The 23,148-nt window shown below is 63.2% G+C and carries 23 protein-coding genes; 12 read left to right on the top strand and 11 right to left on the bottom strand.

What is annotated here, in order from left to right:
- The first annotated feature begins 126 nt into the window (after nucleotides 1–126).
- The 4 genes from JJ896_17700 (at nucleotide 127) to JJ896_17685 (ending at nucleotide 4,820) form a co-directional block, all read left to right on the top strand.
- Nucleotides 127–585, top strand: coding sequence for a hypothetical protein (locus JJ896_17700; GenBank protein ID MBO6781497.1), 459 nt, complete (start codon nucleotides 127–129; stop codon nucleotides 583–585).
- Nucleotides 586–1,192: 607 nt separating this feature from the next.
- Nucleotides 1,193–1,993 (top strand): hypothetical protein, encoded by an 801-nt coding sequence (locus JJ896_17695; GenBank protein ID MBO6781496.1) that lies wholly within the window; start codon nucleotides 1,193–1,195, stop codon nucleotides 1,991–1,993.
- Nucleotides 1,975–3,741, top strand: coding sequence for an endonuclease/exonuclease/phosphatase family protein (locus JJ896_17690; GenBank protein ID MBO6781495.1), 1,767 nt, complete (start codon nucleotides 1,975–1,977; stop codon nucleotides 3,739–3,741). The genes JJ896_17695 and JJ896_17690 overlap by 19 nt, the downstream gene beginning before the upstream one ends.
- Nucleotides 3,738–4,820 (top strand): hypothetical protein, encoded by a 1,083-nt coding sequence (locus JJ896_17685; GenBank protein ID MBO6781494.1) that lies wholly within the window; start codon nucleotides 3,738–3,740, stop codon nucleotides 4,818–4,820. The genes JJ896_17690 and JJ896_17685 overlap by 4 nt, the downstream gene beginning before the upstream one ends.
- Before the next feature lie 67 nt (nucleotides 4,821–4,887).
- On the opposite strand, the gene JJ896_17680 is transcribed toward JJ896_17685, so the two are convergent.
- From JJ896_17680 to JJ896_17670, 3 genes are read right to left on the bottom strand one after another with little or no spacing between them, the layout of a single operon-like run.
- Nucleotides 4,888–5,259, bottom strand: coding sequence for a DoxX family protein (locus tag JJ896_17680; GenBank protein ID MBO6781493.1), 372 nt, complete (start codon nucleotides 5,257–5,259; stop codon nucleotides 4,888–4,890).
- Nucleotides 5,260–5,284: 25 nt separating this feature from the next.
- Complete coding sequence (locus JJ896_17675; protein MBO6781492.1) at nucleotides 5,285–5,647, bottom strand: DoxX family protein; 363 nt, start codon at nucleotides 5,645–5,647, stop codon at nucleotides 5,285–5,287.
- Between the two features lie 54 nt (nucleotides 5,648–5,701).
- The gene (locus JJ896_17670) at nucleotides 5,702–6,553 is read right to left on the bottom strand and encodes a hypothetical protein (GenBank protein MBO6781491.1); all 852 of its coding nucleotides are present in this window, start codon (nucleotides 6,551–6,553) and stop codon (nucleotides 5,702–5,704) included.
- Nucleotides 6,554–6,706: 153 nt separating this feature from the next.
- On the opposite strand from JJ896_17670, the gene JJ896_17665 reads away from it, so the two are divergent.
- The 5 genes from JJ896_17665 to JJ896_17645 all read left to right on the top strand — a co-directional run bounded on the left by JJ896_17665 (nucleotide 6,707) and on the right by JJ896_17645 (nucleotide 12,987).
- Nucleotides 6,707–8,791 carry a PD40 domain-containing protein gene (locus JJ896_17665; protein MBO6781490.1) on the top strand — a complete coding sequence of 695 codons (2,085 nt, stop codon included), beginning with the start codon at nucleotides 6,707–6,709 and terminating at the stop codon, nucleotides 8,789–8,791.
- Nucleotides 8,792–8,850: 59 nt separating this feature from the next.
- Nucleotides 8,851–11,244: a choice-of-anchor B family protein gene (locus JJ896_17660; GenBank protein ID MBO6781489.1), complete on the top strand. Its 2,394-nt coding sequence runs from the start codon at nucleotides 8,851–8,853 to the stop codon at nucleotides 11,242–11,244.
- Between the two features lie 248 nt (nucleotides 11,245–11,492).
- Nucleotides 11,493–11,729, top strand: coding sequence for a helix-turn-helix transcriptional regulator (locus JJ896_17655; protein MBO6781488.1), 237 nt, complete (start codon nucleotides 11,493–11,495; stop codon nucleotides 11,727–11,729).
- Nucleotides 11,726–12,043, top strand: a complete 318-nt coding sequence (locus JJ896_17650) for a HipA N-terminal domain-containing protein (GenBank protein MBO6781487.1) — start codon at nucleotides 11,726–11,728, stop codon at nucleotides 12,041–12,043. The genes JJ896_17655 and JJ896_17650 overlap by 4 nt, the downstream gene beginning before the upstream one ends.
- Nucleotides 12,043–12,987, top strand: a complete 945-nt coding sequence (locus JJ896_17645; GenBank protein ID MBO6781486.1) for a HipA domain-containing protein — start codon at nucleotides 12,043–12,045, stop codon at nucleotides 12,985–12,987. Before JJ896_17650 ends, JJ896_17645 begins: the two co-directional genes overlap by 1 nt.
- On the opposite strand, the gene JJ896_17640 is transcribed toward JJ896_17645, so the two are convergent.
- A complete protein-coding gene (locus JJ896_17640; protein ID MBO6781485.1) occupies nucleotides 12,984–13,577 on the bottom strand; it encodes an N-acetylmuramoyl-L-alanine amidase in 594 nt (197 codons plus the stop codon). The genes JJ896_17645 and JJ896_17640 overlap by 4 nt on opposite strands.
- Before the next feature lie 33 nt (nucleotides 13,578–13,610).
- On the opposite strand from JJ896_17640, the gene JJ896_17635 reads away from it, so the two are divergent.
- Nucleotides 13,611–15,071, top strand: a complete 1,461-nt coding sequence (locus tag JJ896_17635; protein MBO6781484.1) for a T9SS type A sorting domain-containing protein — start codon at nucleotides 13,611–13,613, stop codon at nucleotides 15,069–15,071.
- Here JJ896_17635 and JJ896_17630 read toward each other — a convergent pair.
- Together JJ896_17630 and JJ896_17625 are read right to left on the bottom strand one after the other, a co-directional pair.
- Nucleotides 15,068–15,538: a hypothetical protein gene (locus tag JJ896_17630; protein ID MBO6781483.1), complete on the bottom strand. Its 471-nt coding sequence runs from the start codon at nucleotides 15,536–15,538 to the stop codon at nucleotides 15,068–15,070. The two genes, JJ896_17635 and JJ896_17630, sit on opposite strands and share 4 nt — an antisense overlap.
- Before the next feature lie 76 nt (nucleotides 15,539–15,614).
- Nucleotides 15,615–16,109 carry a DinB family protein gene (locus tag JJ896_17625; GenBank protein ID MBO6781482.1) on the bottom strand — a complete coding sequence of 165 codons (495 nt, stop codon included), beginning with the start codon at nucleotides 16,107–16,109 and terminating at the stop codon, nucleotides 15,615–15,617.
- 65 nt (nucleotides 16,110–16,174) lie between these two features.
- Between JJ896_17625 and JJ896_17620 the strand changes: the two genes are divergently transcribed.
- Nucleotides 16,175–16,543: a VOC family protein gene (locus JJ896_17620; GenBank protein MBO6781481.1), complete on the top strand. Its 369-nt coding sequence runs from the start codon at nucleotides 16,175–16,177 to the stop codon at nucleotides 16,541–16,543.
- Between the two features lies 1 nt (nucleotide 16,544).
- On the opposite strand, the gene JJ896_17615 is transcribed toward JJ896_17620, so the two are convergent.
- The gene (locus JJ896_17615; GenBank protein ID MBO6781480.1) at nucleotides 16,545–17,393 is read right to left on the bottom strand and encodes an endonuclease/exonuclease/phosphatase family protein; all 849 of its coding nucleotides are present in this window, start codon (nucleotides 17,391–17,393) and stop codon (nucleotides 16,545–16,547) included.
- A 161-nt stretch (nucleotides 17,394–17,554) separates the two neighbouring features.
- Between JJ896_17615 and JJ896_17610 the strand changes: the two genes are divergently transcribed.
- On the top strand, nucleotides 17,555–18,862 hold the full coding sequence (locus JJ896_17610) for an adenosylhomocysteinase (protein MBO6781479.1): 1,308 nt from the start codon (nucleotides 17,555–17,557) through the stop codon (nucleotides 18,860–18,862).
- Nucleotides 18,863–18,936: 74 nt separating this feature from the next.
- On the opposite strand, the gene JJ896_17605 is transcribed toward JJ896_17610, so the two are convergent.
- The 4 genes from JJ896_17605 to JJ896_17590 form a co-directional block, all read right to left on the bottom strand.
- Nucleotides 18,937–19,479: a fasciclin domain-containing protein gene (locus tag JJ896_17605; GenBank protein ID MBO6781478.1), complete on the bottom strand. Its 543-nt coding sequence runs from the start codon at nucleotides 19,477–19,479 to the stop codon at nucleotides 18,937–18,939.
- Between the two features lie 116 nt (nucleotides 19,480–19,595).
- Nucleotides 19,596–19,967 (bottom strand): RidA family protein, encoded by a 372-nt coding sequence (locus tag JJ896_17600; GenBank protein MBO6781477.1) that lies wholly within the window; start codon nucleotides 19,965–19,967, stop codon nucleotides 19,596–19,598.
- A gap of 18 nt (nucleotides 19,968–19,985) precedes the next feature.
- Nucleotides 19,986–20,618: a DUF1131 family protein gene (locus JJ896_17595; protein MBO6781476.1), complete on the bottom strand. Its 633-nt coding sequence runs from the start codon at nucleotides 20,616–20,618 to the stop codon at nucleotides 19,986–19,988.
- 95 nt (nucleotides 20,619–20,713) lie between these two features.
- A complete protein-coding gene (locus JJ896_17590; GenBank protein ID MBO6781475.1) occupies nucleotides 20,714–23,134 on the bottom strand; it encodes a choice-of-anchor B family protein in 2,421 nt (806 codons plus the stop codon).
- Nucleotides 23,135–23,148: the final 14 nt, after the last annotated feature.

The following is a 23,148-nucleotide window of genomic DNA, read 5'->3' as shown; positions in this document are numbered from 1 at the left end:
TCACGGGGGCGCATTCCATAACCCGCCGTGGAGGACCCAAACCTGCCCATCGCCCGCGGGCCCCGCGACCCTCGCGGCAGCCGACGCTCGTTCCTAAGTTTGCCCAAACTCGCGAGACCCGACTGCATGGAGCCCAGCCCCGATGAAATGATTGCCCTGGCCCAGCTGTTTGCTGAGGCCATGAATCAGCTGTCCTTCATCGCCGCCCTCATGGGCGGTTTTGCCATAGCGCTCCTTGCCGGCGTTATCACGACGGAAAAGACACGCCTGTCGCGCTGGACCGTCAGCGTGCTCTCCGCTTCGTCACTGCTGCTCATAGCCTGCACGCTTTACCTGGCGATGGCCAGTTTTCGCATCCTGACCCGAGCTGCCAATCGTGACTGGGAGGCGCTGAGTGAAGTTGTCGCCAGCATTGACCCGACGCTCATGCCGTTCATCGGCGCCTTCGGCGTGTCCTTTGTGCTGTTCTTTACCGGGATCGCGCTCACCGGCTGGATTTTCGGAAGAAAGACCGGATGGACGGCGACTCTGATTGCGGTGCTGGCCTTTCTGCTGGCTTTTTGGGGCTTGGTCCGCGTGCTGTGACCAAATTCGCGGCGTGCACACACGCTGGCTGGGGCTGCTGCCCCGATGCGCCCCGACATGGAAAACGAGGCCCCGATTCCACTCCAGGCTCATTTTTGCTTTGGCGTAGGTGGACTAAGGGCCTCGATTCCACATAGCGACCGACGGCGGGTTCTGCGATGTCGAATCACGAGGGCCTTTTCCACGACCTGCGGTGGAGGACTCACTCCTGCCGGCCCGGGGCCGCGGCGGCTCCCGCGACTGGAGGACCTCCCCCGGCCGGCGAAGGCTCCCACGACGGGAGGACCGCCGCCCCGGGCCGCGAAGGCTCCCGCGACCGGAGGACCGCCCCCCGGGGGCCGCGAAGGCTCGCGCGACCGCACAACCGCCCCCCGGGGGCCGCGAAGGCTCGCGCCATCGCACAACCGCCCCTGCCCGACCGCGAAGACCCCCGCGACCGCAAGACCACCCCCGCCCGCCCCGCAACCGACCCCAGCCACCGCAGCCCCCAACCTGCCCGCCCGCGGCACCAGCAAACCCGGAACCCCCCACCGCCCCCGAGTCCGCTCGCCGACTGAAACACAATCGTGACAGCGACCCGGCCGGCCGGCGCGTAAGTTTGCCGCCCGTGCCGGACACCCCTCGAACACGCTTCGCGCCGACGCCCAGCGGCTATTTGCATCTGGGCAATGTCTTCAATCTGTTGTTGGCCGAGGCCTGGCGCGCAGAGACGGGGGGCGAGATCCTGCTGCGCATAGATGATCTGGACCGATCCCGGTTTCGGCCGGAGTACCTGCAGGATGTGTTCCGCGTGGCCGATTGGCTCGGAATCGCATTCGAGCTCGGACCTGCCGATCCGATGGAGTTCGCCGCCCACTGGAGCCAATCCCTGCGGGCGCCGCGCTACCTGCGCGCTCTCCAGCCGCTGGTCGAATCCGGGGAGGTGTTCGCCTGCACCTGCAGCCGCCGCGAAATCGCCGAACGATCCCCGGACGGCACCTACCCGGGAACGTGTCGCGACAAGCGCATCGCCCTGGACACGTTTGACGCTGCACTCCGATTCAGGCTGGACGCGAGAGAGGTCCGCGGGCAACCCGACTCAGCCTTTCAAGACCCGGTCGTGCGGCGAAAAGACGGTACGGTGGCCTATCACGTGGCCAGCGTCGTCGACGACGTCGATTACGGCATCACACACATCATCCGAGGCATGGATCTCGAACCCTCCAGCCGGCTCCAGCGGGTCGTCGCCCGGGCGATGGGGCTGCGGAGTTTTCTGGAGGTCGAGATCCACCACCACCCCCTGCTAGCGGCACGGGACGGCAGCAAGCTCTCCAAGTCGGCCGGGTCGGCCGCCCGAAGCCTGCTTGAAGGAGACCGCTCGGCCGACGAAGTCCGTGCGCTGTTTGCCTCATGGCTATCGTCGACATGATGCGTTTGCTGCCTGCGTTTCTCCTCGCCGTCGCCACGCTGCCGGCAGCGGCCCAGCCGTCCCGCGTGTTTGTGGATGGCCGCTTTGACGATTGGCAGGGCATCCCGCCGGCCTACACGGATGATTCCGGAGATGCGCCGGCAGGCCAGGTAGACCTCGGCCGCTTCTGGGTCACGCACGACGAGCATTCCCTGCTTCTACGATTCGAGTTGGGCATGGAATTGCTCATACAGGATGGCAACGAGTTGCTCCTGTATCTGGACACGGACGACGACCCGGCGACCGGAGAGCAGGTCCTGGGACTCGGGGCCGAGCTGGTGTGGCGCTTCGGCGGCCGGACCGGGACCTATACGCTGTACGGCCAGACCGGAGAGATCGGCCACTTTCCCATCGGCATTGTCACGGGTCCGACGACCTCTTCCACCGAATTCGAGGTCGCCATCCGCCGGGACGCGCGGCCGGATGGCTCCAACCTGCTGTTCCAGGGATCTACCGTGCGCCTTGCCCTGGCAGACCTCGGCGGATTCGATTTCCTCCCCGGGACCGGCGAAGCCATTCGCCACACATTCGATCAAGGCCCCCTGGCGCCTCTGGAGCCCATCGCTCTTGCGCGCGATCAGGTAGACGATGTGCGAATCGTCTCCTGGAATGTGCTCAACAGCGGGTTGTTTGACAGCGGTCGTTCCGACCGATTTCGGCGGATTCTCCAGTTCCTGGACCCGGACATCATCGGATTTCAGGAGGTTCGCAGCGAGTCCGCCGAGGCGGTGCGCGCATTTGTGGCCGCCGCCTTGCCAGGGCGGCCGTGGTACGCATCCCGGATCGAACCGGACATCGTGACGGTCAGTGGGTACCCCATAACCGGATCCTATCGCATTGCCGGTGGCGCGTCCGGCGATGCCAACGGGGCGTTTGCCATCGACATGTCGAGCGTATGGGGCGAGGAAATGCTGCTCCTGAACGCACACCCACCGTGCTGCCGAAACGACACGAATCGCCAGCTGGACTTCGACGCGATGATGGCGTTTATCCGAGACGCACGCGCAGGCGGTACCCCGCCCATCCAGCCCGAAACGCCGCTGGTTGTGCTGGGCGACATGAACATGGTGGGGTTCAGACGTCAGCTCAGGACTCTGCTGGAAGGGGCGATTGTCAACACCGCGTTCCACGGCGCCCCGGCAGCCCCGGATGGAGACGGCAGTGCGCTGGCGGACCTCTTTCCGCGCGTGACCCATCTGCCCATGCACTACACGTGGTACAGCCCAAACAGCTCTTTCCACCCGGGTCGGCTGGACTTTATTGTCTTTGGCGATGCGGTCCTGCGCGCCCAGAACCGATTCGTGTTCTTCACCCCGGCCATGCCGGCCGAGGCGCTTTCTGCACTCGGCCTGGAGTCCGAGGACACCACACTGGCCTCTGATCACCTGCCGGTAGTGGGTGATTTCCGGTACGCCGGACTTGGTGAGACGTCCGCCGAACCAGAGGTGTCGCCGGGCGGCTTCCGCATCCTGGGTCTCTTTCCGAATCCTGCCAGCGACCGTGCCCGTTTGAGGCTTGAGATGGATCAGGCTCGAGAGATAGAGGTGACTGTCGTGGATCTCCTGGGTCGCACGTCGGTGGTGGCTCGCCCGGGACTTCTGGCAGCAGGAGCGCATGAGCTTGCCCTGACACTAACACCGTTGCCGAGCGGCATCTACTTCCTGCGGGTGGGCACCGAACCCATCGCCCGACTGGTGATTGCGCGATGAACAGAATCAGCGTATTGCTTGCGCTATTCCTGGCGGGTGCCGGATGCGACGATCCGGCCAGCCGACCTGCCAGGGTATCGGTCCCCTCGATGACGGAGCCATACGAGCTGCCCGCGACCATGTGCGGCGACTACTTCGTGGTCAACGCGACCATAAACGGCCACGAGGGCATTCCGCTGCTGATGGACTCGGGCGCAGGGCGCACGGTGATGGATCCCGACGTGCTCCGTACCGTGGGGGCCCGCAAGCGGATCGACTCCCTCCGCATTGGCGACTATGCCGCGTATGACTTCGGCGTTTCAAAGCTGGACATGGATGCACTCAGTGCGGCGCTCGGTGAGCGCGTGTACGGCATTCTGGGGCACCCGGTCTTCAACCCGCTGCTGCTCACCTACGACTTTCCCGGCCGCCGCCTGGTGATCGAGCACGCGCGTCTGGATTCCGCCGGTGCGGTGCCGCTCCGGGCCGGCTATGACCGCCCGTACGTGCGCGCTGACGTGGGGGAGCGCGCGTTCTGGATTCTCATTGACACCGGGTCGAGTCGGGGCCTGAGCCTTGATGATTTGGAACGATTCAGCCTGAGCATGCCTCCCACACGAACTGGCGGCCGGATGCGCGTCAACGGCCTGTTTGTGGTAGAAACCGGCAGACTCTCTCAAACCGTTCGCATGGGCGGCTTCGAACTCGAACAGCCCTTCGCAGCCCGTACCGAAAGCCGCCATCTGGTAGGTCAGGAGGTGCTTCACCACTTCGCAATCACGTTCGACCATCCAGGCGGGCTCGTGCGGTTTTCACGCCCGGACTCGATTTCGGGGCCGATCCCTGCCTACCCGGCCCGCGTGAGTGACTACCTGGCCGACCCGGAGACCGGCGAAGTGCTTCATGTATTCGACGAGTCCATCGGCCTTCGACGCGGAGACCGCCTGGTGCGCGTAAACGGGCGGCCGTTTGGCGAGCGTGGCTGTCCTTCCTCGCATCTGGCACCGCGAGTCCCGTCGGAGTATGAGATCGAGTTCGACCGGGACGGCGAGATCCGGAGCGTTACCGCTCGGGTTGGCTTCCTCGGGATGGAGGAATGAGCCGGTACACCCCGTGAACTACGGCGTTCAGTTTCGGCCGGGTTGACCCCGCAGGGAATCGCCTCACCTAACCCAGAAAAAGGATCGCCAGGCACATCACGAGCATCAGCGCGGCCGGTACTGACTTCATGACCGGATCTCCCACCTTGATGTGCATGGCGAGGGCACCGACCATAAGCACGGCCACCACCGCGGCGCACGGCATCACAATCTCGGGGACCCAGAGGCCGACGAGCAGGCCGATGCCTGCCAGTATTTTCAGCCCTCCAACCACATAGAAAGCGGCATCCGACAACCCGTATGCAGCAAACTCCGCTTTCAGCGACTTTGCATCTCCGCCGCGGTACGATGTCTCGGATCCGGCTCTGAGCAGCCAGACGTTCAAGAGTCCCAGGCCAACAACAACCTGGAGGATGGATACTAGGGAGAGATCAGGCATGGCTACGCGTCTTGGATTCTCTAACCTACCCCATGCTCGCCTGCAAAACCGGCCACACAGCCCACGCCAGGTAGGCGTTGACGAGGAGCAGCACGATTGCGGGCACCATCTCCAGGAATGGGTCCTGCACCCGAATCCGCACGCCGACACCGAGCAGCATGAGCAGAGTCAATCCGACGGCAGCCACAAACCCAAGCAAAGGCACCGCATAGCCTACCAGCAGGCCCAACGCCCCCAGCAACTCAAGAGCCCCGGTCAACCTGCGGTACCGCGCCAGACCAAACCGCTCAAACTCCGACTTCATCCCCTGCGCGAAGAGGCAACTGACGCCGTAGAACAGAAATAGCGCAACCGAAAGCGCCTTGGCGATGTGAAATGCGAACTCCATGGGCCCGCAATCTACCGCGGATCGGCCTCCCGGGCACCCGGCCTCACATCTGGTTCACTCATCGAACACCGTGACTTCCATCAGGCGCAGCCGGTCCGCGCGCTCGCCCGTGTCCAGGTCGATGCGCACCGTGCCCAGCACATAGGGAGGTGTGTCCACCAGGTATCGCCGAAGCATGATGCTTCCACTTGGATTGCTGGTGTAATCGACCGCCCAGGCTGCGTAGTCCACACCGGCCAGACTCGTAAAGGTCTCCTGTTCGACCACCAGCCCTATTGGGGTAAACCCAGCCAGCGCATTTGCCTTGGAACTGTACACGGGGTCGACGCGGAGCTTGCGGCCTGGTGAGAGGCCTGCGTTGGCCATAACCCACGTGCCCGGACCGAACCCTGGACCAGGCAGTGGAATCTCCTGAAAGTCCACCTCACCGGTCGCGGTGGTCACCGAATTGACCATGCCCTGTTCGCCCTCAAACCTGGCTACATAGTAGTCCTTGCCCGTGCCGGGAAGCGGTCCCAGCTCAAAAAGCACGGTCATGTCGTCTTCCCGAATGACCGAGTACATGCCCCTGAACATGGTATCGCCAAACTCGGGCGCGCCGGTATCGGTGAGCGAGATGGCGATCGCCGGGATACCGTGCCAACCCACGCGCTCCGCGGTGATGATGACGCGATCCGTTCTGGGCTCTCCTGCCCCAGGCCCCAGGCCTTGTGTGTAGTTGCGTTCGTAGACCGCCCTGAACGGACGGAAGTTCTGCAGCGAGACGTCGCCGGGCTGAATAACCGGCCAGGACTGCACGGTCGCAAACTCCGTCTTTCCGGGATGAATCGCCGGGGACTGTTGGCAGGACACAGCAGGAACGAGGCTGACGGCCACCAGCGCCATCAGGGTGAGCTTCTTGTGCATCGAATCAGGTGATTTGTCCGGAGCACAAGGACGCCCGGAGCGGTGTGGTGTCCGTGGTGCAGGCGTGGCAAGAAGGTGGCATTCTGGTGGGAAAGTGCGCGAGTCCGGTGATCACGCACCTTTTCCGGGACTGGGCCGGTATGCTGACCTCACATGGAGAGCCCACTTCCCCACAGGTTTCGACTCGGCGCCTGGCTTGTCGAGCCCTCGCTCAACCGGATAAGTCGTCCCGGCACCGTGCGCCAATTGGACCCGCGACTGACCCAGGTGCTGCTCTGCCTGTCGGAGACACCCGGTCAGGTGGTGCGCAGAGAGGAGTTGCTCGACCAGGTCTGGCGCGATGTGGTGGTCAGCGAAAACACGATCTCCAGTGCCATTGCCCGACTCCGGAAGCTTCTGGGGGACGACTGGCAGAACCCGAGCTACATCGAAACCATCAGCAAGTCCGGCTACCGCCTGATCGCACCGGTTAGGCACGACGAGGGCCCCAGACTGCTGACCCTCGTGCAGAATCCCCCCTCGACGGTCGGGGCCGGAGCCTTTTCCTGGGGACTGGCCGGTGGGGCGTCGCTGATCGCACTCACCCTCATTGTGATCGCGATCTGGCCGCGAGCAACGGGCACGCTTCCGACAGACCTGCTGGAGGCCCGTCCCCTGCTCACCCTCTCCGGAGAGGAGCACGGAGCCGTCCTCTCCCCGGACGGCAGGCACGTCGCCTTTGCCTGGAGGACGCCGGATCGCGACGCGATCGATGTCTATGTGCAACTGATCGGCGAGCCAAACGCGGTGAGGTTTACTGACGGCCCCGGCCCCGCCGGGCTGCCGGCCTGGTCGCCTGACGGAGCCAGCCTGGCCTTCGCGGCTGCCGACACTGTGCGCGGCGAATGTGGCCTCTACCGCAAGCCCCTCATCGGCGGTCAACGCCTGCGCATCGGCTCCTGCCCGAACGGCATTGCCGCACTGGATTGGTCGCCGGATGGCAGCACTCTGGTCATGACCGGGCGGCCCACTCCCGCACAACCAGCGCAGTTGGGGCTCGTGGATGTGGGCACTGGAGTGCACCGCCCATTGCTCCCGCCGCCCACGACGGGCCGTGGCGATGTGGACCCGCATTTCTCCCCCGACGGCTCCAGGATCGCCTTCAGGCGGTTCAGACCCGCCGGAGGAGCCGATCTGTTCACGGTCTCAGCGGACGGCTCTGAGCTGACCCGATTGACATTTGACTCCGCTTCCCATGTTCAAGGCGTCACCTGGCTTCCGGATGGCCGATCGCTGCTGATAACCTCCAATCGAGAGGGGCGCTACCGCCTGTGGCGGGTCACCGCGGGCGGAGATGCCCCCACCAGACTGGCGCACTTTGACCACGGCATGGGCCGGTTGCACCACGCGCGAGGCGCCGGGCGATTCCTGTATCGTTCCCTGAGGGACGAGAGCGACCTCTGGCAGATTTCGCTCGATTCCCTCGGCCTCGGACCCAGCCCGGTGCTCTACTCAAGCAGAGAGGACATCGCACCGGCGTACTCCCCCGACGGGCATCGAATCGCCTTCGCCTCACGACGGTCGGGTCAGTACGAAATATGGAGTGGGCACCCCTCGGGCCAGGAGCTGATACAGCATACGGCGTTCGACGGCGCACCAATCGGCGCGCCTCGCTGGTCGCCAGACGCCTCCCGGATTGTCTTCGACGCCAGTACCGAAGGCCACGCGGACCTGTGGCAGGTCCCCGCCGACGGCCGAAATCCGAGCCGCCTCACCAGCCACCCCGCCGACGAGGTAAACCCCAGATATTCGCCCGACGGATCCCGTCTGTATTTCGCGTCGAACCGAACCGGCCGATGGGAAGTCTGGCGCATGCCCGTCTCCGGCGGCTCACCCCGTCAAATCACACGGGACGGGGGATTTGACGCGTGGGAGCTTGGGGACTGGATCTGGTTCTCCCGGATTGATTCCACCGGGATCTGGCGGATGCCGCGGTCCGGCGGATCCGCAGAACGCATCACGACAGACATCCGGCCCTGGCATTGGGGAAGCTGGGCGCCCGTGGGCGATTCCCTGATCTTCGTTCGGCAGTCCGGAGCCATTGCGGTGCAGCGCGGAGCCGCCGTCCGGGATCTTTATCGGCCGGAAAAGAGGCTGTCGGGCGCAGGGCCGGCCATCACCCTGTCCCCCGACGGTCGATCCATCGTATTCGCCCGCGTTGAGCGCAGCGACGATGAGGTGATGCTGGTGGACTACTAGCATCGCTGGTCGCATCAGGTGATGCCGCGTATGTTGCTTCAAGCACACCCGACACCGCCATGCGCTGCCTCTTTTGCCTGCTTGTTCTCCCGTTCCTCGCTCTGGAATCCCTGGCCCAGAGCGGCTCTTTTGGTGTGGCCGTGGAGGTGGGCGATGGGCAGATCATCATTGGTGAGCCGAACACCACGTTCCGGGAGGGCTCGGTGTACGTCTATGAGCGCGGTACCGACTCGTGGGCACTCGCCCAGCGGCTGACCGCCCCGAACGCCAGCAGAGCGGACGGATTTGGCTCGGCCCTCGCACGCACCGGCTCAACCCTGTTTGTCGGTCAGCGCAGCGGTCCCCTGCACATCTTTTCGAACGATGGGACCTCCTGGTCACATGCCGGGGTGCTTGACGGACCCGGCACGGCGGGTATCGACCCGGGGTGCAGTCAGTACGGCTATTGTGGCACGGACTTCGGCCTCACCCTGGCCGCACAGGGCGACTGGCTTTTTATCGGGGCTCCGGGCGCCGCGCCTTCGACCGGGCGTCGCGCAAGGCAGCAGCAGGCTGAGCCGGAACCAGGGACCGTGCAGGTCTACCGCCGCCAGGCAGACGGCAACTGGTCACACGCAGCGGAGCTTCAGGCCAGCGGCGGCACGCCCGCGGACGGCTTCGGCAAGTCTATCCTGCTCACGGACGGCCGGGCTCTGGTAGCCGCGCCGGGCTGGAACGCCCCGGACGCGGACCGCGCCGGCCGAGTGGTCGAATTCCGGCTGGAAGACGGTGCGTGGACCGAGACCGGTTCGCTGCCCGTCGAGGCGCGAACCGCATCGGAATTCGGAGCCTCAATGGCCTGGTCGGGTGATCTGGTCGCAGTGGGCGCGCCGGGCACCACCGACAGTCGAGGTGTAGTCCACCTGTTTGCCTCGACCCACAACGGCTGGGAGCAGGTTGTACGCTTCTCACACCCCTCCGTGCGGGACGGAAGCCGCCTCGGAGCGGGTATCGCCCTGGCTGGGACTGACCTTTGGGTAGGCGTGCCGAATGCCGTGGACAACGATACGGGACGCGTGTATCGCTACCAGGCTCTGTCGAGTAGCGCCCGTTCGGTGCTCACCCTCGCTACCACCGTGGAGCGGGATGAATTCGGCAGACACCTCATCGCCCATGACGACCTGTTGATTGCGATGGCGCCGGGGATGCACCACCAGTCAGGATCGGTGCATGTGTACGAGCGCTCTGGCGGCGGGTGGAGTGACGGGCAGATGCTGGTCAGTCCCCCGGATGCCATTGGGGCCATCGTCGGCGAGGAGCGCGAATGTACCGACGGCAAGATCGGTCCGTTTGACTGCGAGGATGTCGATCTGCTGTCGTTTGTGCCCAACTCGATTCTGCGTGCACCCGAACACGCCCGCGGAGTGCGCACCAACGACAACTGGGGCTGGACGGACCCTGAGACGAGTCGGGAATACGCGCTGGTGGGCCGCAATGACGGCACGAGCTTCATTGACATCACCGATCCGGCGAATCCGGTGTTGATCGGCGATTTGCCGAAGCCGTGGGGTACGCCTCCCTCCCAGTTGTGGCGGGATATCAAGACCTACCGGGGGTACGCGTATATCGTCGCTGATGGAGCAGGCGACCACGGCATGCAGGTATTCGATCTGCGCCGGTTGCGGGATGTGCAGGATCCCCCCGAGCTGTTCGAGCCCGACTTTCACTACAAAGGCATTGCCAGCTCCCACAACATCGTCATCAATGAAGACACCGGGTTTGCCTACGCGGTCGGCAATCGCGGCGGAGGCGAGTCGTGCGGCGGCGGCCTGCACATGATTGACATTCGTGAGCCTCTGAATCCTGTGTTTGCCGGATGCGCGGTGGGCGAGCGTGGCACCCACGATTCGCAATGCGTGGTGTATCAGGGGCCCGACACCCGCTATACAGGCCGGGAGCTGTGCCTGAACTCCAACGGAGCCCACTTTGCCATCACGGATGTGACGGACAAGGACGCGCCCAGGGAGTTGGCGCGCGTCTCAAGCCCGGATGCTGCCTATATCCACCAGGGTTGGCTCACGGATGATCACCGCTACTTCTACCAGGATGATGAGGCCGATGTGGTGCGCGGCAATGTGGAGACCACCCGTACGCTGGTCTGGGATCTGTCGGATGTCGAGGACCCGGTCCTGGTCAACGAGTTCATGGGTTCGATGCCCGCGAGCGCGCACAACCTGTACCTCGAGGACGGCTTTGCGTACCAGGCCAACTACCGATACGGCCTGCACGTGCTGGACATCGGCGACCCGGAGAACCCTGTCGAAGTCGGGTTTTTTGACACCTCACCGTATCAGGAAGGGCCCGGATTCAGCGGCGCGTGGAGCACCTACCCGTTCTACGAGAGCGGCACTGTGATCGTAACCAGCCTGCAGGAAGGGTTGTTTGTGCTGCGGAAGAAGCGTGATGTCTTCTAGCGCTGGGATTTTGCCACGATCGCCTCAAAACAGGCCCTGGCTGCGCTCCTGGCAGGCGTTCCTGGTGCCATTGCAGTCGTTTTTAGTGCTATCGGAGCAAAAAAGACCAGTTTTGTTGCCCCGCCCGGGATCATTGGCATAAGACTGCCCGTTTTTATCGCGATCGCCACTAATTCGGCATTCTTTCTGCTTTCGTGGTCGCCAAACCGCACACCGAGAGCACACTTTGCCACGATCGCAATAAACTCATGCAGCTTCCGACGCATCCCGGCCCGGTCATCCGTTTTCACCGGAAGAGAGCGGGGCTGTCCAGAAGAGAACTCGGCCTGCTTGCCGGACTCAGCCAGTCCAGCATCTACGAGGTTGAGCACGGAAAGGAGACCGCGCGCCTCGACACCATCCTCAAATTGCTGGATGCTCTGAACATCCAGATGCGCTTCGAGAGTCCGCTCATGCACGCCTATCGAGAGGAAGCCGGGAAATGAGTGCGCGTAGAAGGGCGGCGGTCTTGGTTCACGGCCGGCGGGCCGGTGTACTCGAGGAGACCGGCACAGGGACATACGTGTTTGTCTATGACGACGGATATGACGGATCGCCTGTGTCGCTCACCATGCCGACAACGCGCTCCGAGTACAGGTTTGACGCTTTTCCGCCCTTCTTTGACGGCCTGCTTCCAGAGGGCTGGCAGCTTGAGGCGCTGCTTCGGGCGGAAAAACTGGACCCCACGGATTTCATGGGGCAGCTGCTGTCTGTAGGTCGGGATACGGTCGGTTCGGTCACCGTCGAGCCGATAGCGTGATGCGGTGTCCCCTCTCCTACCAGCCGCTTGAGGACGAACGTGGTCGCTACAGCCGGCAAGGCCTGAAACGACTCTCTCCGAAGCTCCGCTCGCTCGAGCCCCTGCCCTTCAGCAACGAAGAGTTGCGCTTCGAAGCGACCGCGCGATCCGGGAAGATGTCCATCGGAGGGGTGCAGCCGAAGGTCAGCGCCGTGCTGAAGGTTTCCGCGGGGCGCTTTGAGCTGGTCAATTCGGGAGGACGGTACATCCTGAAGCCGGACAGCCCCCACTATCCCGAAGTGCCGGCCAACGAGGATGTGACCATGCGCATGGCCCAGGCAGCAGGTCTGGAGGTCCCCGTGCATGGCCTGATCTGGACGCGGGAGCAGGAGCTCTGCTACGTCATCCGCCGGTTTGACCGCATCGCCCGCAATCGGAAAGTGCCTACTGAAGACTTCGGACAGCTTCTCGGGCTGCGTCGGGACACCAAGTACGAGTCGTCTATCGAGCGCGTCATAGGTGTGGTGAACGACTACTGCACCTTTCCCTTGCTGGAGAAGACGCACCTGTATCGCATGATTCTGGTCGCATTCCTGACCGGCAACGAGGACCTGCACATCAAGAACTTCTCACTCATCACGGACGCGTCCAATACCATCAAACTCTCGCCGGTATACGACATGCTCAACTCCACGATTGTGCTGCGTGAACCGACCGAGGAGATGGCGCTGACCATGGCAGGCAAAAAGTCCCGCTTCAAACGTGAGCATTTCGTCACAAACCTGGCGCGGGAGCGACTCGGCCTCAATGCGAAGTCAGCCGACCTTGTGCTTTCTGAGGTCGTCGATGCACAGGCAGAATGGGATCGCCTGCTGGATGCGTGCTTCCTGTCGGAAGAAAAGAAAGAGTCGTACCGAGAGGTCCTCTCTGAACGGCGTGCGCGGCTCGAGCTCCCTGGCTGCTAGTGCTCGCCGTGCTCTCGTACGAATTCCGCCGCATCCACCATGGCCTGCCCCACGGCGCGCTGAAAGTCCCGACTTTCCAGCTTTCGGGCATCTTCGGGGTTGCTCATGAACGCTACCTCAATCATGGCCGTGGCGACCGTTTCTGACTGAAGGAACGGCCAGGGTCGGTGCATCAACTCGGCCTTGCCGACCGTGGTCAGCTTCTCTGCCACCATTCCGGCGAACGCTTTTTGGTGGGCCTGCTCGGTATTGGCGTAGACCTCCGCCCCGTTCACGGCCGGATCGTCGTTGCGATTGGCATGCAGCATGACCAGGAAGTCGGCTCCTGCTTCCTCTGCTATGGATCTGCGCCGGGGCCAGGGCACATCCACGTCCGTCGTGCGGGTAAAGACCACGTCATATCCCGCGGCTACGAACTCGGCGGCCACCACGAACGCCATCTCGAGCACGACATCTTTTTCCAGACGTTCTCCGACCACTACGCCCGCCACTTCACCGCCGTGCCCGGCGTCAATGGCCACCATGGGCCGGTCCTGAGCTGAAACGGTGCCGACCAGTGCGAGCAGGAGGCAGAAAACGGGGGCTTTCATGATATTCCGGGGCGTCTGAATTGAACAGTATACGTGCGTTTCGTCCGCATCCTCATTGCATGCGTCCTGGTTGGAGCCGGCGCCCGGGCCGAGGCCCAGGATTCGCCCCGGTTTCTCGCACACTACATGCCCTGGTACGAAGCCAAACCCCATCGCACGTATTGGGGGTGGCATTGGACGATGAACCACTTTGACCCGGATCGGGTCGGCTCGGACGGGCGGCGTGAGATTGCCTCCAGGCATTACCCGCTGATCGGTCCGTACGACTCCTCAGACCCGGACGTGCTCGAGTACCACACCCTTCTGATGAAGGTGGCCGGGATCGATGGGGTCATCGTCGACTGGTACGGGACCGGCAGCCTGTGGGACTACCCCACCATCCATACCGCCGCTCAACTCCTGTACGATGCGGTCGCGGCGGCCGGACTGGAGTTCGCCGTCTGCTACGAGGATCAGACGCTCGGCCACCTGATCTCCCAGGGTCGCATTGCCAGCTCGGCCGCTGTGGATCAGGCAAGGCGCGATATGGACGCAGTCCGAGACCTCTGGGTGGACGGCGGTGCCTACGTGCATCACGAGGGACGCCCCCTGCTGTTGAACTTCGGGCCGCAGCACCTGCGGTCCGGGTCGCAGTGGATCACGGCCTTCAGCGGGTTCAGTACGGATCCGGTCTTCCTGACGCTTGACAACGTGGTTTCCGGCGCCGCACACGGTGCGTACCCCTGGCCACCAATGTGGGCTTCAGGAGGCGGAACGCTCACTCCAGGTCGCCTGACCGAGTATCTCAATGCCCACTATGCGCGGGCCTCCGGCTACGAGGTGCGGATGGGAAGCTCCTTCCCCGGCTTCCATGACATCTATCAGGAGGCCGGCGTTCGGGCCTCCTACGGTTTTCTTGATCATCGCGACGGGGCCACCCTCCAGGAGACGCTGGACCGGGCCGTGACAGCGGGGTCGCAGTTTGTGCAGCTTGTGACCTGGAACGACTTCGGCGAAGGCACCACCATCGAGCCGGCCGTCGAATACAGGTACCGGCATCTGGAGCAGGTGCAGGAAACGGTAGCCGCGCTACGCATGCTCCCCTTCTCAGCGGAGGACCTGAGGCTGCCAATTCGCATCTACGAGCTGCGGAAATCGGGTGCCTATGATGCCCAATTGGACGTGGCGGTTCGCCACCTGCAGGAAGGGAGGCCTGCCGAAACTCGCGCCACGCTCGACGTGCTCTCAAGCATTGAGAACAACCTGCGCGCCCTGGAGGAGGTGGTGATCGTCCCCAATCCATCTAGCGGCCCGGTCAGCATTCAGCTGGGCAGTCTGTTAAACCCGGCAACGGTGACCCTCTTTGACCTGCTTGGCAGGGTCGTCGCGCGGCGAGAGGTCTCCGCCGGCGCGAGCTCTGTGTCGCTGGACCCGCCGCCAACCCCTGGTGTCTACGTCCTGCGCGTTCGGGCAGGCTCCGAGCTCATCGTCCGCACCGTCGTTCGGGTTCGCTAGTTCGCGTCCGGCAGCGAAACGACCTCTACCCGGTGCAGCTTCCAGCCCTCACGAGTGGATTTCCAGACCTCCGAGACCGCGGCGCGGGCCGGGTCGGTGATTTCGCCGTCAGGCCCTTGGTAACTCTCTGAAACCACGCGGCGCACGAATGCCAGGCCTCCCTCAACGTCAATCGTGATGTGGTGGGTCTCCCGGTCGATGACCACCCAGCCTTCGTCAAACCAGGAGCGAATTCCCGCCAGCCAGCTTTCCTTGGTATCGGTTGCTCGTGAGCCCAGCGTCCACCGGGAGAATGTGTCGGTGAGTTCCGCGCCGTAGGCTTCAGCACCCCCACCGCCTGGCGCCGTCGCCGCCGACAAGCGGTCTATGGCCCTGTTGATTGCCGCTTCCGGCGTTGACTCGGCGGCCTCCTGTGCCGCGGCTTGCGGCACGAGCAGCAGAAGCAGTATGGGGAGTAGGTGGCGCATGCGGGACAGAACAAGGCTGGTTGGCTGGAGCGTACGGACTGGCCCGGGAGGCGGTTCGGAGCGGCGCGCAATTGCCCTACATCGCCTCGTCGGCGGTGGGTCCGTAAACACCCGGCACAGGGATATCAAGCAGCCGCAGGTAAACGCTCAACTGCCCCCGGTGGTGCACCGAATGATTGAATACGAAGGTCCGAATGCAGACCATCTTTGGGAGCGTGAAGAACTCCCTCTCGCCTGCTCGCATGGTCCACGGTTCGGCCATCACCGCAGCGGAAGCAGCCTCCAGGGCGGCGCGCGCGTCGGCCCGCTGCTCGTCAAAGTGCCGCAGAATGGACTCCGGCGTGGTACGCTCCCGGGCCGGGGGGATATTGGCGATGTCCAGCTCGTTCAACTCCAGCGTGGGCCGGGTCCACGACAGGAGCTGTCCGCAGTGCGTCGCCAGTTGCCCCAGCGTCCATGATTTCTCGTGAGGACGGAAGTTGAGTGCATCGGCCGGGATGCGCTCAAGCATGCGGCGCGTGCCGGCGGTTTCCTGGTCGAATTCGGGAATTAGCGCGGTGCCTGGTTGCATGGTCTCGGGCGATGGGTGCACAGAAACCTACGCGGAAGGCGGTTGCATAGTCGTATTCTTCCGCCATGAAACTCGAGCTCGTCCCCATCCCCGTTAGCGACGTGGATGCCTCCCTGGCGTTCTACACAGAGGTCATCCGCTTCCACCTGGACCACGACGTGACACCCTCAGAAGGGGTTCGCGTGGTGCAATTGACTCCGCCCGGCTCTGCCTGCTCGGTCCTTCTCAGTACGGGACTGCCCGGAGTCGAGATGGCTCCAGGCTCCCTGCGTGGACTCCATCTGGTGGTGCAGGAGATTCAGTCGGTGCGTGCCGAACTCCTGGACCGCGGCGTCGAGGTCAGCGAAGTGGTCGACATGGGGGGCGTGCTGTTCGCCGGTTTCGCAGACCCGGACGGCAATACCTGGGTGCTCCAGGAAATTCCGCGCGGTTGACTCAGTTCACCAAAGCCAACTCTGCAAGCACCGGGTAGTGGTCGGAAACGGGTTTGCCGTCGTAGCGCCAGGTGTGGTCCACTTCATAGCGCAGCACATCGAACCGGCCTTCTTCCGCAAAGACGTAGTCGATCACCCAGGCGGTCTCCTCGTCGGGAATAAACCAGTTCATGGTGCTGTACGGCCGTGACTCTGCAGCGCTGTGCTTGGTATCCGAAAGCTTCGTGGCTTCTACCGTCTCGTAGAGCTCCGAGCCCTCGATGATGTTGAAGTCCCCGGTCAAGATCACCGGGTGCGGGGATTGGGCGATGCGGTCCAGAATGATCGCCATGCCTTTGACCCGCGCCTCATGGACTTCGTGGTCCAGGTGCGTGTTGAAGTGTGCGGTCACGGTTCCGGTGAACCGGTTGCGCAGATACGCCCAGGTGCAGACGCGTCGGTTCGTGGCACCCCAGCCGAATGACGGTTCCTCAGGGGTCTCCGACAACCAGAACGTTCCGGTTTCGATCACCTCGAACTTGTCTGCCAGATAGAAAATGGCGGACCGCTCTCCGGCCGCAACGCCGTCATCCCGCCCGACGCCCACGTAAGCATAGTCCTTGAGCTCCCGCGGCAGAATCTCCATCCAAGGCTCGTTGGCTTCCTGTACGCCGAGCAGATCAGGCCGGTGGTGGTGGATTGACGCCAGCAAATTGACCTGACGCGAGTCTTCCTGATCCAGAGATTCGTCTCCGTAGCGGAGATTGTAGGACATGACCTTCACCCGGGCCTCCGGATCCGGAGGCATCACCGGTGCGCTGCAACCTGCGAATACGCTCAGAAGGATTGTCAGAAGAGTCGTTCGAATCACAGAATCCAGGCTGGTTGGGCCGCCAATGAATCTCCCAGGCGGGCCCGCGTTCCGCGCTGCTATTCGTCCCACCTTTACTCCGCTGATCCACGAGCGCGGAAACAAGACGAACGGCGTGGGTACAAGCCCCTCTTTCTCGAATAACGAGCAATCTGCAATCCATGCTGGTCGAAACGTTGCCCTACAAAGTCAAAGACATCTCCCTGGCGGAGTGGGGACGCAAAGAAATCCGCCTGGCTGAAGCTGAAATGCCGGGCCTCATGGCCATCCGCGAGGAATTCCGCGGACAGGAGCCGCTGAAGGGCGCACGCATTGCAGGGTGCCTGCACATGACGGTGCAAACCGCCGTGTTGATTGAGACACTGGTTGAGCTCGGCGCCGAAGTCACCTGGTCCTCGTGCAACATCTTCTCGACGCAGGACGAGGCGGCCGCCGCCATCGCCGATGCCGGCATCCAGGTGTACGCCTGGAAAGGCATGAACGAGGAGGAATTTGACTGGTGTATCGAGCAGACGCTGTTCTTCGGGGATGAGCGCAAGCCGCTCAACATGATCCTCGACGATGGCGGCGATCTGACCAACATGGTGCTTGACCGGTACCCCGAGCTCGTTCCGGGCATCAAAGGCCTCTCTGAGGAGACCACGACCGGTGTGCATCGCCTCTATGAGCGCGAGAAGAACGGCACGCTCGTCCTGCCGGCTATCAACGTCAATGACTCGGTCACCAAGTCCAAGTTCGACAACAAGTACGGCTGCAAGGAGTCCCTGGTGGACGCCATCCGCCGCGCCACCGACATCATGATGGCCGGCAAAGTAGCGGTCGTGGCCGGGTACGGCGATGTCGGCAAAGGCTCCGCCGCTTCCCTGCGTGGCGCCGGTGCCCGCGTGATCGTGACGGAGATCGATCCGATCTGCGCCCTGCAGGCTGCCATGGACGGCTACGCGGTCAAGAAAATGGACGATGCGGTCAAAGGCGCCGATATCGTGGTTACCGCGACAGGCAACTTCAACGTGATCCAGGAGCGCCATTTCAGGTCCATGAAGGACAAGGCGATCGTCTGCAACATCGGCCACTTCGACAACGAGATCGACATGGCCTGGCTCAACGAGCACTACGGCAACACCAAGGACACCATCAAGCCCCAGGTCGACCTGTACGACATCGACGGCAAAGAGGTGATTGTGCTGGCCGAGGGCCGCCTGGTGAACCTGGGTTGCGCAACGGGACACCCGTCCTTTGTGATGTCCAACTCGTTCACCAACCAGGTTCTGGCCCAGCTCGAGCTCTGGAATAACTCCGATAGCTACGAGAACAAGGTGTACACGCTGCCGAAGCACCTCGACGAGAAGGTCGCCCGGCTGCACCTGGCCAAGATCGGCGTAGAACTCGACGAGCTTACGCAGGAGCAGGCTGACTACATCAGCGTCACTCCGGAGGGCCCCTACAAGCCGGAATATTACCGCTACTAGGAGTCCTTGGCTTCAGTCAGAAACCCCCGCTCTCGGCTTGAGGGCGGGGGTTTTTGCCTAGGGGCGAGCCCGGTCTAATCGAACAGAAGGACCTTGTCGACCACATGAACCACACCGTTTGAGCCGTCCACGGTGCCGAGAATCTTTGCACCGTGCACGTACATCCCGTCTGAACGCTCCTCGATTGTCGCAAAGTCGCCGGTAGCCATGTAGAGTCGGTCTCCGTTTCTCAAGAGCGCTCCCTTGAAGGTCCCGGGAGCGGCATGGGCGGTAACGATCTTAGTCAGCGCCTGCTTGTTCTCCGGCTTCAGGAGCTCATCCAGGGTGCCGTCCGGCAGGGCTCCAAAGGCCGCGTCTGTCGGTGCGAAGACGGTTAGTGGCCCGGCCGACACCAACACCGCCTCAAGGCCTGCTGCCTGAACAGCGGCTACAAGCGTCGAGTGATCGGCAGAGCTGACGGCGATCTCAAGCACGTTCGGTTTGGAGTTGCTGGCGAAGTTGAGCTTCGGACCTTCGTACGCCTGTTGCGAACCGGCGTCCGGAGCACTCTGCTGGCAGCCTGCGAGAACAAGCAGCGAGACCGTGACGATCCATGGAAGAGGGTTTCGGGCGTTCATGGTAGTACCGCGGATTGAGTGTTATGACTTCGGGAGAAGATCTCACGATCTATTTCCGATTCCAGAGTACTAAATCGTGTTATTGTCCTGTATGGCCTGTCTGTGAATTCCGGCCGCTAGACCGCGGCCGTCCCTTCGATCTCGATCAGGCATCCGTAGTGCAGGTCCCGGGTGGGGACAACACATCGGGCAGGTCGATGATCGCCGAAGTACTTCGCGTAGACGCCATTTACGGCGCCCCAGTCGTCCCCGTTGGAGATGTAGATCCGCATCTGCAGTACCCGATCCAGGGAGCTGCCCGCCGCGTTGACGACAGCCTCGACCTTTTCCAGCGCGAGTTGTGTCTGTGCCTCGATGCCTGCCGGGATGTCACCCGTTTCGGGGTGCGTCGGCAGCTGCCCGGAGATGTAGAGCACACCCTGGTGCACCATGCCCGGTGAGTAGTGCCCCTTTGGCGCCGGAGCGTTATCGGGTTGTATCGGGGTCATCTCAGATGCCATATGAGATCACTGCGAGGTCCAGAATGCTTCGCGGACCCGCCAGTCCTGGAGCACGTCCGCAGGAGGCACTTCGCCGTCCGGACCGTTCCAGGAGCCTTCGAAGACCAGGAAGAACTGGGCGGCGCCAGGCGGATTGCAATTGACCAGGCCGGACATCTCCTCCATGCCGGCCACGCAATTGGGTGAGGCAGAGCCGGAGAATATATCGCCAAAGCGATCACCGATACGCATGCCACCCTCCAGCTCCACCGCCGGATTGGAGGTGCGCACCGAGCCTACGCGGGTGCCCATGCCGTCTGGCCCGATGGTGAGCAGGGTTCCGGAGTCGGCCACAACGGCGTATTCGGTCCAGACCATGCCCTCAGAGCCTCCTTCAGTCTCGACGACCTCCAGCGGGGCCACCGCTTCGGAGATGGCCTCCATGGTGAACGCCGAGCCGGCCGGATAGCCGTCCAGGCCACCGTCTCCGAGAAAGACGCTTACGGGTTCTGGTGGAGGCGGATCGGCCGCAGGGGCCTGCTCAGCGCCGGGCGCAGGGGAATCGGCTGCCGGAGACTGGTCGGGAGTAGGCGTGGGGGAATCGGACGCACAGCCCATCGCGAGAACTGCGAGGACGGCGAGGAGGGAGCAAGCACGCATGACGGACCTCTTTGGTGGGGTCCTAAATCATACTTGACCGAAGCATCCGAGTGCAAATCGGCCCCTCCGGCGATCCCGGAGGGGCCGCGATCTGCCTAGAGTTCGGTCTGCGACTTCTTCAGCAGAAACAGGCCCTCATTCCTGCTGGTCACGATGATCGTGCCGCTCTGGAAGAACGGATAGTTGCTCCACGAACCGCCGAAACCGGGTGTGTTGGTCACGTCGGGTGCCGTGTCGAAGTGCGCGACTTCCACAGGATTCGCCGGATCCGAGATGTCCAGGATGCGAAGACCGGCCGCATAGTTGGACTGGTACATGAAGTTGCCGCGCACGTACAGGTTGTGGTCCGAAGCGCCCGTCGTGCCCATGAACTCGGTCACCAGCACCGGGTCATCCAGATCACTCACATCCCAGACCAGTGTGCGGGTGCGATCTACAGTGCCACCGGTCTCGTCGGTTTCATCGTTCGAGTAGTAGTACCTGTGATCCTCGGTGATCCACCCCTGATGCGCATAGCCCACATTGGGGTATTCGGCCGCCGCAAGCGTGATCGGGTTCTGCTTGTCAGTCAGGTCCGCGACACTGATGGCGTTTTCGTTGGCTGAGAAGCAGATCTCTTTGCCGATGTGCTCCGAGTCGGGGCCGTCGTACTGGATGCACATGCCATCGTGCGTATAGCCCGTTCCGGCGTTGCCGGTGCCCTCATGTCCGAAGCAGCCCGCGAAGGTGGGCTCCAAGGGGTTGGTGAGGTCCAGAATGTGCGATCCGCCCCCGCAGACCTCTCCGCCCATCGAATTCCCCACCGTGTAGGCAAAGCCGGACTCTTCGTTGATGACGATGTTGTGCGCGCTGGCGATGCCGTCATAGCGAGCTGTCTCCGAGAAGGTGACGGGCGCGCCCGGTACATCCAGCAGCTCATTCAGGTCAAAGATCTGCACGCCATGATTTCCCGCACCGTCCGCCACGACGTAGACGTAGTCGCGGTACACTTTCATGTCTCTCCACGAGGCGGACATGGAACCCTCGGTCTTCGGAAGGTCCCCCAGATAGATCGGATTGGCCGGGTTGGTAATCTCCACGAAAGACATGCCGTCGACGCGGCCCACCAGGGCAAACTCGCGTCCGGTTTCTTCGTGGGTCCATCCCCAGATGTCGTTCAGGGAGACGCCGCGCTTGCCGCCTATGTCACCTACCGGCAGGAAGGACACCATGTCGACGCCCTCGCACTCGAAGCTTCCGGCGGTGCCGTCTTCGCAGCGCACCTCGGCACCGGTGATGGCATCCATCTGCTGCTGCTCCAGGAACAGCTGCTGGGTTTCGGTCCAGCCGTCACCATCCCGCGCCATGACCAACACCGAGCCCAGACCGAAGTCCGCGGCGGCCGCACCGACAAAGAGCTCATCGCCCGCCCGCACGAACCGGGTACCGAACTGTGAGCCCGGCTCCACGGAGTCCGGCACGAACCAGTCCGCTGTTCGCAGAGCGCCGTCCTCATCGATGTGATAGCGGAAAATGGCACCCGAACCGTTGGTGAACGGCGCTCCGACCCAGATTTCGCTTTCGTAGAGGCCGAGGTGTGCGCCGAAGAAGCCGGGTCTTCCATCGACGGGGCTCAGAAGGCGCGTCTGACTCCACGAATCGTTGCTGTACTCCAGCAGGAAGGCAGACCCGGTGCCGGCGAACGGTGCGGACACCAGGGCGCGGTCACCGGAAATGGCGACGCCTGCACCGAGAGATCCACCCTCCTGCAGGCCGTTCAGGGTCACATCATCCTGCAGATCCCAGGAGTTGTTCTCCGCATTGTAGGCGTACGCGTAGATGGCTCCCGAATTCTGGTCCTGGAGCTGGGCGCCGATGATGGCCTTGCCACCCTCCATATCCAGGGCGAGGCCAAACAGCGTACCGGCCTCAAGGCTGTCAGGCATGAGCCGGGAATGCAATCCCCACTCCCCTGCCGCTGCGCGTTCGTACACGAACACGGCACCCTTACTCTCGTCGTAGCCGGCTGCGGACACGAACGCCCAATTGCCGTCGACTGCGATCGCGCGGCCCAGACTTCCGGTTTCCGATTCTCCGTCGGCCGCGAGACGTTGCGTCTGCACCCAAAGGCCGTCGTCGCCCTTCTCGAATACGTAGGCAGCTCCGAGGGGCGCCTCCTTGGTGGTGGCTCCGACAATCAGGGTGCCTCCATTCACGTCGAGCGCGCGTCCGAAGCGGTCATCGGATCCGTCCCGGTCGGAGGCCTGGAGGCGCTGAACCTCCGTCCAGGTGCCGTCGGTGCCCCTGGCGTAGACGTAGACCGTTCCGGACTCGGAGGACTGCGAGGTCTGGCCGACAAAGAGCTGGCCGTCCTCATAGGCCATGGCTCCGCCGAAATTCTGGGCGATGGCCAGGGTGGGGATGGAGAGCAGCAGCCCCAGGGCTGCCACGCAGGCATAGGTAGCTTTCATCACAAAGCGTTCGTTGATCTTCCTGTACGAGGTGGGTGAAAGCGTGGCGAATGGGTGTTCAGGCACCATTCAGGGAGGAC

The sequence above is a fragment of the Rhodothermales bacterium genome, from assembly GCA_017643395.1.
Lineage (GTDB): Bacteria > Bacteroidota > Rhodothermia > Rhodothermales > UBA10348 > JABDJZ01.
Note: the sequence above shows the minus strand (reverse complement) of the source record. Positions and strands in the feature narration are given on the sequence as shown.